Source organism: Pedococcus ginsenosidimutans (genome assembly GCF_039544395.1).
In the GTDB taxonomy this organism is placed as follows: Bacteria; Actinomycetota; Actinomycetes; order Actinomycetales; family Dermatophilaceae; genus Pedococcus; species Pedococcus ginsenosidimutans.
Genome location: NZ_BAABLO010000004.1, coordinates 350,228 through 364,922 on the forward strand (window position 1 = coordinate 350,228; position 14,695 = coordinate 364,922).

Consider the following 14,695-nt stretch of genomic DNA (forward strand, 5'->3'; position numbering starts at 1 on the left):
CGAGGGGTTCGCTCCCTGATTCACCAGGGGCGGGAGCGATGCGCGGGAGGTGCTCCCAGCCCGTCCCTCGCGCCGGCTCCGCGTCGCGCTGCGGCTGAAAACCCCCGAAAAGCCCTCTGACCTGCGCAAACAGGTTGACGGACCTCCCCCGTGGGGTCACGATGGGCCATCGGGCGGCAGGTCAGGGCAGGGCGCGCATGGAGCTTCGGTACCTCGAGGTCTTTCTCGCGGTGGTGGACCACCACGGCTTCCGGCGCGCTGCCGCCCACCTGTACCTCAGCCAGTCGGCGGTCTCCGCCCGTATCCACGAGCTCGAGCAGGAGCTCGGCGCGAAGGTGTTCGAGCGCAGCCGCAGCGGGGTCGCCCTCACGGCGGCGGGCGAGGCGCTGCTGCTCCCCGCGCGCAGGATCCTCGAGGACGCCCGGGCGGTGCGTCGGGGCGTGGAGCTGACGTCCTACGCGGGCAGGCTGACGCTCGGTGTCATGCCCGGCGGGGCCGCAGAGCTCACCCGGCCCCTGCTGCTCGAGCTGTCGCGCCGGTTCCCCGGAGTGACGTTCAGCTTCGTGCACGTGCCGATGCACGGCTGGCACGAGGGGATCCTCGGGGAGGTCGACCTGCTCGTCACCCGTGAGCCCTACCCGGGCCACGAGGTCGTCGCCACGGAGCTGCTCCGCGAGGGTGTCGGGGTCGCCCTGCCTGCGTCGTTCGACGAGGCCGACGCCCACACCCTCACCCTCGACGAGGTCCTGGACTGCCCGATGGTGCGGGCCTCCGACGCCACACCCAGTGCCATCACCAGCCACTGGGGCCTCGAGCACCTCGCCAACGGCTTCAGGGCGCAGCGGCGCGGGCCCGCCGCCGACGGCCCGCTGGAGACCTCCGAGCGCGTCGAGGCCGGGTACGGCGTCGCGGTGGGACCGGCTTCGGTGGAACGCCTCTACGGCAGCGGGGCGTTCCGGTTCGTGGCGATGACCGGGGTCCCGGACTCGACCGTGGCCCTCGTCTCGCGCGGGGACGACGAGCGCGAGCTGGTGGCGGCCGTGCACCGCGAGACCGCCGACATCGTGCGCCGCCTCTCCCCCCTCGTGCTCGGGGGCCGCTCCCCCGGCATCGACGACGTCGTCGATGCCGTCCTGAGGCCGCCGGCCGAAGCCCGCTCAGCCGCCGGTGACGGGCTTGAGGGGTGAGCCGCTGGCGAGGATCGCTGAGGTGAGCGCCTTGGCGGCCTCGGCCGGGGCAGCCTTGTGGGTGAGCAGGACCAGGTCGAGGTGCGGCAGCTTCGGCAGCCCGTGACTGGGCGGCAGCTCGACGAGGTCGGCGGGCGTGAGGGTCCTGGCCATCACGGCGATGCCGAGCCCGGCGCGCACCGCAGCGAGGACGCCGTTCACACCGCGGACCGTGCAGGTGATGCGGCTGCGGCGGCCGGCCTTCTCGAGGGCCTGGACGCTCACCGCGCGGCTCAGGCTCGGCGCCTGGTAGACGACGAGGGGTACCGGCAGCTCGGGGTCGAGCCTGGTGCCGTCCGTGCCGACCCACACGAGGTGGTCGCGGCGGACCAGCTGCCCCCGGGTGGGGGTCGGCATCCCGGCGCTCCGCTTGACGAAGGCGACGTCGAGGTGACCGGACTCGATGCGGCGGATGAGGCTGTCGTTCTGCAGCACCGCGAGCTCGAGGTCGATGCGGGGGTAGAGCTGGCGGAAGTCACGCAGGATCCTGGGCAGTGGCGTCAGGGCAAGGTCATCCGTGACCCCGAAGCGCAGCCGTCCCTTGAGCCGCGAGCCGGTGAACCAGCCGACAGCCCGCTCCTGCGCGGCGAGGATGTCCCGCGCGAAGCCGGCCATCGCCTCTCCGTCGGAGGTGAGGGTGACGCTGCGGGTGTCGCGCAGGAACAGCGGGCGACCCACCGCCTCCTCGAGCCGCTTGATGTGCTGGCTCACGGTCGGCTGCCGGATCCCCAGCGACTCGGCGGCCCGGGTGAAGCTCAGGGTCTGCGTCACCGCGACGAAGGTGCGCAGCTGCTCGGGGTCGTACACGGCACCGTCCTCGGTCTGCATCGGGAGTCAGGTCAAGTCATTGCGAAACGCAATGGCACTTATACGACTGATTTCATCCCAGAATAGCGCGCCGAGCACTCAGGAGGGCCCAGACTTGACGGGTACCCGACCACCCACGACGCCACCCGAACGCACCTCTTCGCCAGGACGACATGAGCTCCGCCGCCTTCCACTCGGTCCACCTTCCCAAACTCTCTCTCCCGCAAGGGATCTCGCGCACGTTCCCCTCCTTGGAGAACCGCAGCTTCCGCCTCCTGCTCTCCGGGCTGCTCGTCTCCGGCACCGGTGGCTGGATCCAGCGCATCGCCCAGGACTGGCTCGTGCTGACCATGACCGACAGCCCCACGGCCGTCGGTGTCGTCACCGCCTTCCAGTTCGTGCCCACCCTGCTGCTCGGGCTGCACGGCGGCCTCCTTGCCGACCGGTTCCCCAAGCGCAACCTCCTGCTCGCGACGCAGGTGTCGATGGCGCTCACCGCCGCGGCCCTGGCAGCGCTCACCCTCTCCGGGGTCGTGCAGGTGTGGCACGTGTTCGCCCTGGCGTTCGTCCTCGGGGTGGTCGCAGCCGTCGACAACCCGGCCCGCCAGTCGTTCGTCTCCGAGGTCGTCACCGGCCCGCAGCTGCCCAACGCGATCAGCCTGGTCTCCTGCACCTTCCAGATCGGCGCCATGACCGGGCCCGTCATCGGTGGGGTGCTCATGAGCACCCTGGGCGCCGGGTACGCGTTCGCCGTCAACGCCGCCACGTTCATCGGCCCCGTCGTGGCCCTGTCGCTCATGCGTGACACCACGTCGCGCCGTACCCGGCCGGCGTCCAACGGCGCCACCGCGGTCGACGGGGCCCTGGTGCAGCCCGACGCGGACGAGGCGGGTGCCAGCGCACCGCGGGCCCGGGCCGGCATCACCTACGCCCGCCAGACCTCGACCGTCCTGTGGCCGATCGTCATGGTCGGCGCCTTCGGCTTCTTCACGATCAGCCTGCCGGTCACCCTGGCGGCCTTCGCGAAGAACGAGTTCCACACCGGCGCAAGCGGTCTCGGCCTGCTCAACGCCATGGTCGCCCTCGGCGCGATGGGCGGCGCCCTCGCCACCGCACGCCGCCAGCGTCCCCTGCGGCTGCGTACCGTCGGGTATGCCGCGTGGGCCCTGGCCTGCGCCATGCTCCTCGCCTCCGCGGCACCCCAGCAGCTGCTCTTCACCCTGCTGCTCGTGCCCGTCGGCGCCGCGAACCTCGGCTTCCTGACCAAGGCGCAGTCGCTCGTGCAGCTGGCGACGGTCCCCCACCTGCGCGGACGGGTGGTCGGCCTGTACATGCTCGTCTTCATCGGCAGCGGCGCCGTGGGCGGTCCGGTCGTGGGCTGGATGGCCGAGACGTACGGCGCGCGGGTCGCCCTGCTCGTGTCGGGGGTGGTGCCCGCCCTCGTGACGGTCCTCGTGTGCCGCCACGTCGCCCACCTCGGTGCGCTGCGGCTCAGCCTGTCGACGGTGTCGGTCCGGCTGCCGCGGGTCCGCGTCACCGCTCGCCCCTGACCTGCGGATCGCCGTCCGTTGCCGGTCCCCTGACCCGGGTGTAGCGTCCGAACGCCCGGACAAAGCCGTCTGAAGCACGCACTGGCGACACCGCCCAGGCCACCCAGAGGACGCCAACCGGCGCCGCTCCCCCTGCTGGGTCGGAGGACGACGATGTCTCGATCTCTCACGGCGGCCGCCTGCGCGGTGGCGCTCGGAACCACGGTCATGGTGGCGCAGCTGCCCGCCGACGCCACGCCCCGCGCGGCGAGCACCACGACCACGACCACGACCACGACCACGACGGGGGCGGCGGACGAGCTCGCCGTCAGCACCCGGCTCGCCGACCGGCGGGAGGTCTCGGCGGGCACCCGGGCCTACTCCATCGGCTTCGAGGACGGCCGCTTCTACGCCAACGGCTGGCACATCACCGGCGAGATGGGCGGCGTCTGGACCGCTCCGCTGAAGCTGGTCGACGGCGTCTGGTTCGGGCTCGACAACCAGTGGGTGGGCCCCGCGACGACGTTCACGAGCGGCTGGGGCTACAGCCGCTACACGCTGCCGGACACCGCCGGGCTCAAGGTGTCCCGCACCGACTTCGTGCCCGACGGGGTGCGCGGCGCCCTCTTCGGCCTGACGGTCACCAACCCGGGCGCTGCCCGGACGACGACGCTGACGGTGGACGCGCACTCGGAGCTCATGGGCCAGTACCCGTGGGGCTTCACGGGCGTGACCCCCAACGCCAGCGACAACCTCCCCGACCACGGCCTCTACGACGGCAAGAACCTCCAGTTCACCGACCAGGGGGCTCTTCCCGGGGCACCGGCCCACGACTACGCAGCCCTCGTGGGCACCGCCGTCACGCCCACGTCCGGCCAGGTCGGCGACCAGTTCTACGGCGCCCAGCCCGGTCACCGCTGCACGGGCACCGAGCCCGGCGCCCCCGCCGACCCCAAGCCGTCCGCCTGCGACGACGGACCGTTCGGTCGCGGCACCGGCGGTCGCCTCACCTACTCCCTCGACCTGCCGGCCGGCGGCTCGAGGACGGTCTGGCTCGCGGTCGCCGGCTCCGACCAGGGGCTGCAGGCAGCCCACACCGAGCTGGACAAGGCCCTGGCTGACCCGGGAGCGGCCCTGGCGCAGAAGCAGGCCAGCCGCCAGGCGCTGTCGCAGATGACCCAGCTCTCCCTGCCCGGTGACCCGCTCGTGCAGCAGGCCGTCGAGTGGGGCAAGCAGAACATGGCCGACCTCACGCAGAACGCCACGAACCTGCAGGTGCGCTGGACCAACCAGGGCAAGCAGTTCCCCGCCCCGTCGGGGACCGTCCCCAGCGCCACGTGGATCGGTGCCGGCTTCCCCGACTACCCGTGGATCTTCGGCACCGACGCGGAGTACACCGCGTTCGCCTCGGTCTCGGTCGGCCAGTTCGAGGCGATCAAGGGGCACCTGCGCACGCTCCGGGAGGTCTCGGACCTGCTCAACAACCGCTCCGGGGTGGTGACCCACGAGGTCGTCTCCGACGGGTCGATCTGGTTCGGCCAGGACTCGCGGACCCAGAACGCCGACGGCACGACGGCCTACAACTTCAACACCGACGAGACGGTGAAGTTCCCGAGCACGGTGGCCCTGCTGTGGCGCTGGACCGGGGACAACGCGTTCCGCGACGAGATGTACGACTTCTCGGTGCGCAACCTGCGCTACGTCACCAACCAGCTCGACGCCGACCACGACGGGTGGCCGGAGGGGCTCGGCAACGTCGAGCGCGGCGGCATGGGCCCGGAGAAGCTCGACAACACCGTCTACTACATCCGCGGACTGTACGACCTGGCCGACATGGCGAAGTCCAGGCACGACGGCACGACCTACGCCTGGGCCAACAACCTGGCCCGCCAGATCAGCTCCCGGTTCGACTCGACCTGGTGGTACGCCGCGGCATCGCAGTACGCCGACTCCCTCGTGGACCCCGGTGACGTGCAGTCCTTCCAGAAGCACTGGATCGGGCAGACGCCGATGGAGGCCGAGCTGCAGGTGAACGGTCGCACCCAGGCCGGCCTCGCGCCGTACGCCCACGGCAACGCGGCCCTCGCCGGGCGGGAGAACGACTGCTACAGCGGCACCGCTCCCCTGTCGACCGGCCTGTTCCACACCGGCTGCGGCGGTGGGGCCAACGGCCAGGGCGAGAAGGTCATCTTCGGCCTGACCACGTCGATCCAGTCGGTCGGCGAGGGCAACTACGGCCGCCTCGGCGCGGGCCAGCAGCAGCGCTACACCCACGCCCTGGCCGACCCGATGTTCGCCGAGCCCGCGACCGGCGGGACCCCCGACGAGCAGCCCGGTGCGATGCCGGAGATCTTCCCCTCGCCCGACCAGGGCGCGAACATCGACCGCTGCTGGACCTGCCGCTCGATGTTCATGCAGGCCTGGGGCAACTACGGCACCGCGTGGGCGGTCGTCCACCAGTGGCTCGGCGTCCAGCCCGACCTGGGCAACGGCCAGCTCGTGGTCGTCCCGCAGGTCCCGAGTGGGCAGCCGTCGGCGTCGGTGACACACCTGCGGCTCGGTGGCGGGTTCGCGGACGTGGCGGCATCGGTGAGCGGTACGCGGTACACGACCACCCTGGACGTCCCACGGTCGGTGGGCGCCAGGAAGGTGTGGATCGGCCACACCCTGCCGCGCGGCTCGCAGGTCGCGAGCGTGCTGCTCGACGGCCGCAGCCTCGACACGTGGACCACCCGCACCACCAACCGCGGCCTCGAGGTCACCGTGCCCACCGGGTCGGGCAGCCACACGCTCGTCGTGGCGAGCCGCTGAGCGAGCGGGAGCGGGGGCGTCCGCGCCGGTGGGTCAGAACCACCTGAGCAGGCGCTCCCGCTCCTCCCGCCGTGCGAGCAGGAGGCGACGGCCGAAGCGCACGACCGTCCAGCACCACCACCGGTCGATGTCGCGGACGGCGAGGTCGGCGCGCTCCTCCCAGTGGCGGCACAGCTCCTCCAGCTCGGCCTCCGTGAGCGACGCACAGGCCTCGACGAACATGCCGGGGCGACCCTCCAGCGGGTCCAGGGTGGTCGGTCCGTCGTCGGTCACCCAGGTGACGCCCGCCTCGATCCGGTCCACACCACCCATACGCAGATCGTCCGCCCCCGGCGCGAGCGGCACCTCCGGCGATCGACGGACCTCGGTCTCCGCCCGGCAGGGGAAACGGCGGCACGCGGCGTCCCGGCGGCGTTCGCCCACGGTGTCACTGCAGGGTGCCACGATGGTGGGCATGCCTTACGACGAAGGGGTCGCCCAGCGGATCCGCGACCTCGTGCAGGGAGATCTCGACGTCACCGAGAAGCGCATGTTCGGCGGGTTGGCGTTCCTCGTCAACGGCAACATGTCGGTGGCCGCCAGCGGTAGGGGCGGGCTCATGGTGCGGCTGGACCCCGAGGACGCCGACCAGCTGCTGGACGGGTCGGTGGTCACGCCGTTCGAGATGCGCGGGTCGCCGATGAGGGGGTGGCTGCGCGTCGCCGAGGCCGGGTACGGCACGGACGAGCAGCTCCGCGGGTGGGTCGAGCGCAGCGTCGACTTCGCCCGTTCGCTGCCGCACAAGTGAGCCGGGCCGACCTGACGGGGCGCGTCCCGGACGGCGCTGTCACAACGAGGGGGCCTGTCCTGTCTTCACTGGTACAGGCATTCGTCGAGGACAGGGAGTGAGCTCATGAAGGTGTTCGTGGCAGGGGCAACGGGAGCCATCGGGCGGCAGCTGGTGCCGCGGCTGGTCGCAGCAGGGCACGAGGTCGTCGCGATGACCCGGGACGCCGCGAAGCAGGACGCCCTACGCGGGCTCGGCGCCCGACCCGTCGTCGCCGACGCCCTGCACGCCGAGCAGGTCGCCGAGGCGGTCGGCACGGCCCAGCCCGACGTCGTCGTCCACCAGCTGACCTCGATCGGCCCGATGGACCTGCGGCACTTCGACCGGGCGTTCGCCATGACCAACCGGCTGCGCACCGAGGGCACCGACCACCTGCTGTCGGCCGCGCAGGCCGCCGGCGTCGGCCGGTTCGTCGCGCAGAGCTTCTTCGCGGCGTACGAGCGCACCGGCGGTCCGGTCAAGACCGAGGACGACTCCTTCGGACCCGGGCCCGCGAAGGAGATGCGCGAGACCGTCGCCGCGATCCGTCACGTCGAGGAGTCGGTGCTCGCGGCGCGGTGGACGGAGGGGATCGTGCTGCGGTACGGCGGGTTCTACGGGCCGGGTACGTCGCTCGGTCCCGATGGTGAGCAGACCGAGGCGGTCCGCAGGCGCCGGTTCCCGGTCGTCGGTGACGGTGGCGGTGTCTGGTCGTTCGTCCACATCGGTGACGCCGCCGACGCGACCGTGGCCGCAGTCGAGCGCGGGCGCCGCGGGGTCTACAACATCGTCGACGACGAACCCGCGCAGGTGGCCGAGTGGCTGCCGGCACTGGCGCGCACGCTCGGCGCGAAGCAGCCGATGCACGTGCCCCAGGTCGTGGGGAGACTGCTGACCGGCGAGGTCGGGAGCGTGATGATGACCGAGCTGCGCGGCGCCTCCAACGCCAAGGCACGCCGGGAGCTGGGCTGGGTCCCCGCCCACCCGAGCTGGCGCCAGGGCTTCGCGGAGCTGGTGGCCTGAATGGGCACCCGCGAGGAGCTCCTCGACCAGCTGCGGCCCACCGCGTTCGCGATCGCCTACCGGATGCTCGGCAGCGTGTCCGAGGCGGAGGACGTGGTGCAGGAGGCGCTGCTGCGGGTGCACCAGTCGCTCGAGTCCGGCGAGGAGATCGCGTCACCCAAGGCCTTCGTGGCCACGGTCACCACCCGGCTGGCCATCAACGAGCTCCGCTCGGCGCGGGCACGGCGGGAGAGCTACGTCGGCGAGTGGCTGCCCGAGCCGCTGGTCACCGACGGGGCCGACGACCCTGCGACCCGTGCCGAGATGGCCGACTCGCTGTCCCTGGCCATGCTGGTGCTGCTCGAGAGCCTGTCCCCCGAGCAGCGGGCGGTGCTCCTGCTCCATGACGTGTTCGGGTACGGCTACGCCGAGATCACCGACATCGTCGGCAAGTCCGAGGACAACGTGCGACAGCTCGCCGCGCGAGCCCGCCGCCACGTCACCGAACGCAGGCCGCGGTTCCAGACCTCGCGCGAGCAGCAGCAGGCGCTGGCCCAGCGGTTCTTCGCCGCCGCCCGCGCCGGCGACCTCGCCGGGCTCGAGTCCCTCCTCGCCCACGACGTCGAGCTCCGGGGCGACGGTGGCGGCAAGGTCCCTGCGCTGGCTCGCTCCCTGCGTGGTCGCAGCCGGGTGGCCCGCACCCTGGCGAACTGGCTGCACGCGCTGGCCCGGTTCCCCGAGGTGGCGATGAGCCCCGTCGAGGTCAACGGTGCCGCCGGGGCGATCTTCCGGGACTCGCACGACCGGGTGCTGGCCGTCTGGGCCCTCGACGTCGTCGACGGCCAGGTCACGGGGATCCAGTCGATCGTCAACCCCGACAAGCTCACCCACCTGGGCCCGGTGGGAGACGCACTGGCGATCATCCGCGCCGCCCGCTGACTGGGCTGGGCGCGGTCAGCCGTTGGCGGCCGCGGCGATCCTCACGGCCATCAGGACGGATCCGTCCGATTCGCCCGTGCGGAGCCACCGCTCGACCTACCATCGCCGGGACGGGTTCGGCAGGGATGTGGGGGCAGGCGCGGTGGGGATGGAACAACCCGTGGAGATGGTCCACGTGGAGCGGCCGTCGCAGTGCCGCTGCGGGGAGCCGCTGCGGCCGGGCGAACGCGCGGGGCTCGTCGGGACCGACCCGGTCCCGGCATGCCTGTGGTGCCTCGCCGACCTGCAAGCGGGAAGGGCCCGCCCCCGCCGACGAGCCGGTACCCAGCAGTGGCAGGGCGCACCCGACGTCACCCAGGAGTCCTTCGGCTCCCCCGTGAACCCGGGGCTCCACCCCGTCCCCTCACCGGTGGCGGACCTGGGACGCGCCAGGCGCGCGCGGCGTACTCGTCGTGGTCGGGGCACCCGGAGGGGACGTGGCCCGCGCGGCCTCGTCAGCCTGGCCATCACCGCGGGGCTCGTGACCGGCGCGCTGTGGGGTCGCCCCCTCCTCTTCGGTGACGACCCGAGCCCGTCGACGATCACCGGGGTCACCATCGGCACCCACGGGATCGACTTCGCCCAGCCGCCACCGGCCCAGGTCGACACCGGTGGCGGCATCCGCGCCATGTGGCCGCCGGTGCCCGCGGACGCGAAGGACGAACCACTCGGCCGCCCCCCGTTCAGCAGCTCGACCTCGACGGACTACGCGTTCATGCAGCAGATGGGTGGACCGACGAGCGCACCCGTCGCCTGGGACCCCTGCCGGCCCATCCACGTCGTGGTGAACTCGGCGCAGGCACCGCAGGGCGCAGACCGGCTGCTGGTCGAGGCTGCGAGCGAGGTCAGCCGGGCCACCGGGCTGCAATTCGTCATCGAGGGCCCCACCGACGAGGTGCCGCACTCCGACCGCGAACCCGTCGACCGGGCGCGGTACGGCAACCGGTGGTCGCCGGCCCTCGTCGCCTGGACGACCCCTGACGTCGTGCCGGAGCTGGCCGGCCGCGTCGCGGGCATCGGCGGTCCCCGGGGTGCCACCTATGCGAAGTCCGTGGACAAGCACTGGGTCAGCGGCATCGTGTTCCTCGACGGGCCGACGTTCACCGACATCCTGCGCAGGACCGACGGCTGGGCCGAGGCCCGCGCGATCGTCATGCACGAGCTGGCTCACATGGTGGGGCTCACCCACGTGCAGAAGCGGGACGAGCTGATGTACTCCGACAACGTCGGCCGGACGACCTTCGGCGACGGCGACCTGGAAGGGCTGAGGCGCCTGGGCGTCGGCCGTTGCTTCACCAAGTAGGCGCTGGACGCGCGCACGGGGCGGCCGGACCACGCACGCACGGGGCGGCCGGACACTGTCCGGCCGCCCCGCGGCACACCTGCTCGTTCTGTCGGACGTCCGTCAGGCGACGCGCGACTGGGGCGAGGTCTCCTTGGTCTTGCCGGGGTCGCGCTCGACGATGTCACCGAGGGCCTCGTCGATGGCCTTCAGCTGCGTGTCCTCGAGCTTCACGCCGGCGGCCTTGACGTTCTCGGCCACCTGCTCCGGGCGCGAGGCCCCGACGAGCGCGGCGGCGACGTTGTCGTTCTGGAGCACCCAGGCGACCGCGAGCTGGGCCATGGACAGGCCGGCCTCATCGGCGATGGGCTTGAGCTTCTGCACCCGGGTGAGGACGTCGTCGTTCATGAACCGCTTGATCATGTCGGCGCCACCCTTCTCGTCGGCAGCGCGCGAACCCTCCGGCGGCTTCTGGCCGGGCTGGTACTTGCCGGTGAGCACGCCCTGCGCGATGGGGCTCCAGACGATCTGGCTGACCCCGAGCTCCTTGCTCGTGGGCACGACCTCGTCCTCGATGACGCGCCAGAGCATGGAGTACTGCGGCTGGCTCGAGATGAGCTGGATGTTGAGCTCCTTGGCCAGCTTCACGCCCTCGCGGATCTGGTCGGCGGTCCACTCGCTGACGCCGATGTAGAGCGCCTTGCCCTGGCGGACGACGTCGGCGAACGCCGTCATCGTCTCCTCGAGCGGCGTCTCGGTGTCGTAGCGGTGCGCCTGGTAGAGGTCGACGTAGTCGGTCTGCAGTCGCTGCAGCGAGCCGTTGATCGACTCCATGATGTGCTTGCGGGACAGGCCGGTGTCGTTCTTCCCACCCGGGCCGGTCGGCCAGTAGACCTTCGTGAAGATCTCCAGGCTCTCGCGCCGCTCGCCCTTGAGGGCGTCACCGAGAACGGTCTCCGCCTTGGTGTTGGCGTAGACGTCGGCGGTGTCGAACGTGCTGATGCCCGCGTCGAGAGCCGCCTGCACACACTTGGTGGCGACGTCGTTCTCTACCTGCGAGCCGTGGGTGAGCCAGTTGCCGTAGGTGATCTCCGAGATCTTGAGACCACTGTTGCCGAGGTATCGGAATTCCATGCTTCAACCGTATGCCGCGTGGCCGACGGCCGCGCGGCGGGGCCTCTGCGCATGCCGGGCATGCCTCCGACCCGCCTGACCAAAGGCGGGTGCGGAGCGGGATCAGGCTCCCGGCACTCCCCCGGCGAACCGTCCGAGCGCGTCCGCCCAGTGCTGCTGGTCGCCGCGCGGGTCACCGGCGATGCCGCGGCCCTCGTGGTAGACCTCGACCCTCGTGCCGTCCCCGTCCGGGCGCAGCTGGACGTCGACCATGCTGAGCGGTCCGTCCTCGTGCGGGTGCCAGCTGACGCGGAGCTGCTCGACCGGATGGATGCTGCGCACCACGCCGTACGACCCGTCGCCCGCCCGCCACGGCTCGCCCTTGTTGCCGATGCGGGCGCCCTCGCCGAGCAGCGCCTCCGTGCCGGCGGGGCTGATGAGGTGCTGCCACACCTGGATGGCCGGCGCGGGCACCGCGTGGCTGGCGTGCACGCCGGCCTCCAGGTCGTCGGAGTCGTCGGCGGTGTCGTCGGCGACGGTGTCGGGCTCACTGCTCATGGGGAACCTCCGTCCGCGTGGCCGCGCCCCGGGTGGGCGTGACCCACACGAAGAAGTCCACCGCGTGAGAGGGCGCGGGGCAACCCCCTCGCAGCGGTATTCGGTGGGTCGTCCCAGAGGCCCCGGCACCGCTACGTCGTGCAGCGGGTCACGGAGCGTGCGGACTCAGGGTGTGCCGACCCATGTGGCGCGGGCGCGCGTCCCGCACCTCCGACAGGAGCGAACCGGCGAACAGCAGGACGAACCCGGCACCCATGACCCAGGTGAGCGGACGGTCGGTGAGGAACTCCGCACGAGCCCGCACCGCGGCGACGAGGATCAGCGCGAACATGACCAGCTGGACCCGCCGCATCAGCCGCACCGTCTCCCAGCGGTCGTCGGCCAGGACCCCCATGCCGGCCACGCCCAGGCAGAACGTCGCGCCCACCACCCGGCACGTCAGCGGCGTGAGCGCCCAGGGCCACAGGCTGATGGCGCGGGTCGGGAAGAGGAACATCAGCACCCCGGTCACCAGCGCCAGAGCCCCGAACCCGGCCACGACGGTCCTGGCCACACGGCCGAGGCGGGGTTCGTCCGGCCTCGACTCCGCGGCATACCGCTGGTTGGTGAGCCAGGCAGCGACGACGAGGAAGGGCGCGGTGAAGTAGAGCCCAGCCCACACCCAGAAGGCGGCCTTGCCGTGGGAGAACTTGTCCCAGTGCAGGATCGTCGCGATGCCGAGTAGGGTCGCGAACAGGGCCACCGAGACGAAGCCCATCCGGACTGCGGCCCAACGGCGCTCGACGAGCAGGACGCGGAGGAAGAACCAGCAGCCGCCGAGGTAGGCGGAGGCGAGCAGCATCGAGGTCATCTGAGCCTGGATGGGCCACGCCCACAGTCGCGCCGTCCGGCCGGGGAAGCCGTAGAGCAGCACGAACGCCACGAGCAGGAAGGGTGCGATGAACGCCGACAGTGCTCGCGTCGTGGCGAGTACCCGGTCGTCGCGCCCGGTGTTGGTCTCCATCTCGCGCCTCCTACCTAGCTCGTTGACGGAACGCGGGAGACCGCATCCAGCAGGGCCGCGTACGAGGCCACGAGCGCGCGGCGTTCGGCGGCCAGTCGCGGGTCGGCCAGGTCGCAGCCCGCGGCGACCCAGGCGTCGGAGTGGTCCATCGCCTCGGCTCGTCGGCGCGCGGCTTCGTGCATCGACTCCCGAGGTGCGGAGTAGACGTGGGAGTAGAGGTCGACGAGGGCGCGCTCGAGGTCGTCCAGGGTGGGCACCTCTTCCAGCGCGGTGCCGCGCTGGTGCGCCCGGTGGACCCGCCACCACTCGACCTCCAGCTCGGCCGCGCGAGCCGGGTCGAAGGTGAGGTCGGAGTGGTCACGCACGAGGTGGTAGAACCGCAGCATCGCGGCCCGCGCGGCGTCAGGGTCGTTGTGTGGCACCGGCGCCCACGCCTGGTTGGCGCGCAGCACCTGCCACGCCGCGACCACCGTGAGCCCCGGCCCGAGGCCGAACCCCTGGTCCACCATGCCGACGAACGCCCTCAGCGCCTTGACCCACTCGCGCCGGTAGTAGGCGGCCCAGGCCTGCGTCTCGAGCTGCCCGAGAGCGACGGCATCGAAGTCGCGCGGACTGTGACGACGCAGGCTGTGCAGAGGGGCGGGGAGTCCGAGCACGGCGCACCTGGCTTCCTGGCCGACGGTGTCCGTGACAGCCGCTGACAACTGCCGGCCTCCAGTCGGATACTAGTCGCGCACGGCTACCGCGTCAGGAGGTCAGATGCTCCAGCAGGTGCCCGGTCGCGGCATCGGCGACGTCGTTTCCGCCATGGATGCCCGGCTCCTGCGGATGCCTCCCGAACGCACCGCCCAGCGGCTCTTCCTCGAGACCTACCGGCGCACGACCCAGGCGGTCGGCAAGGCCATGGAGGACGCGCAGTTCGAGGACCCCGAATGGGTCGAGCGGTGGGACGTCGTGTTCGCCGACCTGTACCTGTCGGCGCTGGACCTGGACCTTGCCGGCGATTCGCGCGTGCCACGGCCGTGGCGGCTTGCGTTCGACGCCCCGGCCTCCCTGCCGGCGTTGCGCCACGTGCTGCTGGGCATCAACGCCCACATCAACTACGACCTGCCGCAAGCACTCTTGGCGGTGATCAGCGACGACGACTTCGCCGACCCGGTGCTGGTGGCTCGGCGCGCCCGCGACCACGAGCGGATCGACGGCGTGCTCTCGGGCCGCGTCGCCGACGAGGACTCCGAGCTGGGTGCGGTCTCTGCGCGGTCGGCCCTCGACCGGCTCCTGCAACCCCTGAACCGCCTGAGCTCCAAGCGCTTCCTGCGTGAGGCGCGACAGAAGGTGTGGCACAACACGATCGAGCTCCAGCGTGCTCGCCTGATCGGCGACGATGAGTATGCAGCGCGGTTGGCCGAGCTGGAGGTGCTCTGCGCCGCGCGCATCGCCGACCTGCTCGCGCCGGGCCAGGTGCTGCTGCGGTTGGCGGTGGCCGGGTTCGGCGTGACGCTGCCTCCGGCCAGGCAAGAGGTCCGTCCGTTCTCGGCGGATTCGTCCACTTCGCCCCCACGCGCGCTCTAACCTCGTGGA

14 protein-coding genes are annotated in these 14,695 nt (G+C 71.9%); 8 read left to right on the top strand and 6 right to left on the bottom strand.

The window, feature by feature from the left end; all coding sequences use genetic code 11:
- Window positions 1-197 precede the first annotated feature (197 nt).
- Window positions 198-1,187, top strand: a complete 990-nt coding sequence (locus ABEA42_RS06400) for a LysR family transcriptional regulator (RefSeq protein WP_345501942.1) — start codon at window positions 198-200, stop codon at window positions 1,185-1,187.
- Here the strand turns inward: ABEA42_RS06400 and ABEA42_RS06405 are convergent.
- A complete protein-coding gene (locus tag ABEA42_RS06405) occupies window positions 1,158-2,033 on the bottom strand; it encodes a LysR family transcriptional regulator (RefSeq protein ID WP_425572027.1) in 876 nt (291 codons plus the stop codon). The two genes, ABEA42_RS06400 and ABEA42_RS06405, sit on opposite strands and share 30 nt — an antisense overlap.
- Before the next feature lie 251 nt (window positions 2,034-2,284).
- Here ABEA42_RS06405 and ABEA42_RS06410 point away from each other — a divergent pair, with 251 nt between their 5' ends.
- Window positions 2,285-3,583: an MFS transporter gene (locus ABEA42_RS06410; protein WP_345501944.1), complete on the top strand. Its 1,299-nt coding sequence runs from the start codon at window positions 2,285-2,287 to the stop codon at window positions 3,581-3,583.
- Between the two features lie 153 nt (window positions 3,584-3,736).
- The gene (locus tag ABEA42_RS06415) at window positions 3,737-6,373 is read left to right on the top strand and encodes a glucosidase family protein (protein WP_345501945.1); all 2,637 of its coding nucleotides are present in this window, start codon (window positions 3,737-3,739) and stop codon (window positions 6,371-6,373) included.
- A 33-nt stretch (window positions 6,374-6,406) separates the two neighbouring features.
- Here the strand turns inward: ABEA42_RS06415 and ABEA42_RS06420 are convergent, their stop codons facing one another.
- A complete protein-coding gene (locus ABEA42_RS06420; RefSeq protein ID WP_345501947.1) occupies window positions 6,407-6,685 on the bottom strand; it encodes a hypothetical protein in 279 nt (92 codons plus the stop codon).
- Window positions 6,686-6,827: 142 nt separating this feature from the next.
- On the opposite strand from ABEA42_RS06420, the gene ABEA42_RS06425 reads away from it, so the two are divergent.
- The 4 genes from ABEA42_RS06425 to ABEA42_RS06440 all read left to right on the top strand — a co-directional run bounded on the left by ABEA42_RS06425 (window position 6,828) and on the right by ABEA42_RS06440 (window position 10,461).
- Complete coding sequence (locus tag ABEA42_RS06425; RefSeq protein ID WP_345501948.1) at window positions 6,828-7,160, top strand: TfoX/Sxy family protein; 333 nt, start codon at window positions 6,828-6,830, stop codon at window positions 7,158-7,160.
- Between the two features lie 105 nt (window positions 7,161-7,265).
- A complete protein-coding gene (locus ABEA42_RS06430; RefSeq protein WP_345501949.1) occupies window positions 7,266-8,201 on the top strand; it encodes an NAD-dependent epimerase/dehydratase family protein in 936 nt (311 codons plus the stop codon).
- The gene (locus ABEA42_RS06435) at window positions 8,202-9,119 is read left to right on the top strand and encodes an RNA polymerase sigma-70 factor (RefSeq protein ID WP_345501950.1); all 918 of its coding nucleotides are present in this window, start codon (window positions 8,202-8,204) and stop codon (window positions 9,117-9,119) included.
- A gap of 148 nt (window positions 9,120-9,267) precedes the next feature.
- A complete protein-coding gene (locus tag ABEA42_RS06440) occupies window positions 9,268-10,461 on the top strand; it encodes a hypothetical protein (RefSeq protein ID WP_345501951.1) in 1,194 nt (397 codons plus the stop codon).
- A 102-nt stretch (window positions 10,462-10,563) separates the two neighbouring features.
- Here ABEA42_RS06440 and ABEA42_RS06445 read toward each other — a convergent pair whose 3' ends face one another.
- From ABEA42_RS06445 to ABEA42_RS06460, 4 genes are all read right to left on the bottom strand, one after another.
- A complete protein-coding gene (locus tag ABEA42_RS06445; RefSeq protein ID WP_345501952.1) occupies window positions 10,564-11,574 on the bottom strand; it encodes an aldo/keto reductase family protein in 1,011 nt (336 codons plus the stop codon).
- Between the two features lie 102 nt (window positions 11,575-11,676).
- Complete coding sequence (locus ABEA42_RS06450) at window positions 11,677-12,111, bottom strand: SRPBCC family protein (RefSeq protein WP_345501953.1); 435 nt, start codon at window positions 12,109-12,111, stop codon at window positions 11,677-11,679.
- A gap of 148 nt (window positions 12,112-12,259) precedes the next feature.
- Window positions 12,260-13,114: a hypothetical protein gene (locus ABEA42_RS06455; protein ID WP_345501955.1), complete on the bottom strand. Its 855-nt coding sequence runs from the start codon at window positions 13,112-13,114 to the stop codon at window positions 12,260-12,262.
- Window positions 13,115-13,128: 14 nt separating this feature from the next.
- On the bottom strand, window positions 13,129-13,770 hold the full coding sequence (locus ABEA42_RS06460; RefSeq protein WP_345501956.1) for a hypothetical protein: 642 nt from the start codon (window positions 13,768-13,770) through the stop codon (window positions 13,129-13,131).
- A gap of 115 nt (window positions 13,771-13,885) precedes the next feature.
- Between ABEA42_RS06460 and ABEA42_RS06465 the strand changes: the two genes are divergently transcribed.
- The gene (locus ABEA42_RS06465; protein ID WP_345501957.1) at window positions 13,886-14,686 is read left to right on the top strand and encodes a DUF5995 family protein; all 801 of its coding nucleotides are present in this window, start codon (window positions 13,886-13,888) and stop codon (window positions 14,684-14,686) included.
- The last annotated feature ends 9 nt before the right edge of the window (window positions 14,687-14,695 follow it).

What these genes read in the sequence shown, in the direction of transcription:
- ABEA42_RS06445 (WP_345501952.1), bottom strand. Translation starts at nt 11,574, where the DNA reads ATGGAATTCCGATACCTCGGCAACAGTGGTCTCAAGATCTCGGAGATC.
- ABEA42_RS06440 (WP_345501951.1), top strand. Translation starts at nt 9,268, where the DNA reads ATGGAACAACCCGTGGAGATGGTCCACGTGGAGCGGCCGTCGCAGTGC.
- ABEA42_RS06450 (WP_345501953.1), bottom strand. Translation starts at nt 12,111, where the DNA reads ATGAGCAGTGAGCCCGACACCGTCGCCGACGACACCGCCGACGACTCC.
- ABEA42_RS06400 (WP_345501942.1), top strand. Translation starts at nt 198, where the DNA reads ATGGAGCTTCGGTACCTCGAGGTCTTTCTCGCGGTGGTGGACCACCAC.
- ABEA42_RS06455 (WP_345501955.1), bottom strand. Translation starts at nt 13,114, where the DNA reads ATGGAGACCAACACCGGGCGCGACGACCGGGTACTCGCCACGACGCGA.
- ABEA42_RS06420 (WP_345501947.1), bottom strand. Translation starts at nt 6,685, where the DNA reads ATGGGTGGTGTGGACCGGATCGAGGCGGGCGTCACCTGGGTGACCGAC.
- ABEA42_RS06430 (WP_345501949.1), top strand. Translation starts at nt 7,266, where the DNA reads ATGAAGGTGTTCGTGGCAGGGGCAACGGGAGCCATCGGGCGGCAGCTG.
- ABEA42_RS06435 (WP_345501950.1), top strand. Translation starts at nt 8,202, where the DNA reads ATGGGCACCCGCGAGGAGCTCCTCGACCAGCTGCGGCCCACCGCGTTC.
- ABEA42_RS06415 (WP_345501945.1), top strand. Translation starts at nt 3,737, where the DNA reads ATGTCTCGATCTCTCACGGCGGCCGCCTGCGCGGTGGCGCTCGGAACC.
- ABEA42_RS06425 (WP_345501948.1), top strand. Translation starts at nt 6,828, where the DNA reads ATGCCTTACGACGAAGGGGTCGCCCAGCGGATCCGCGACCTCGTGCAG.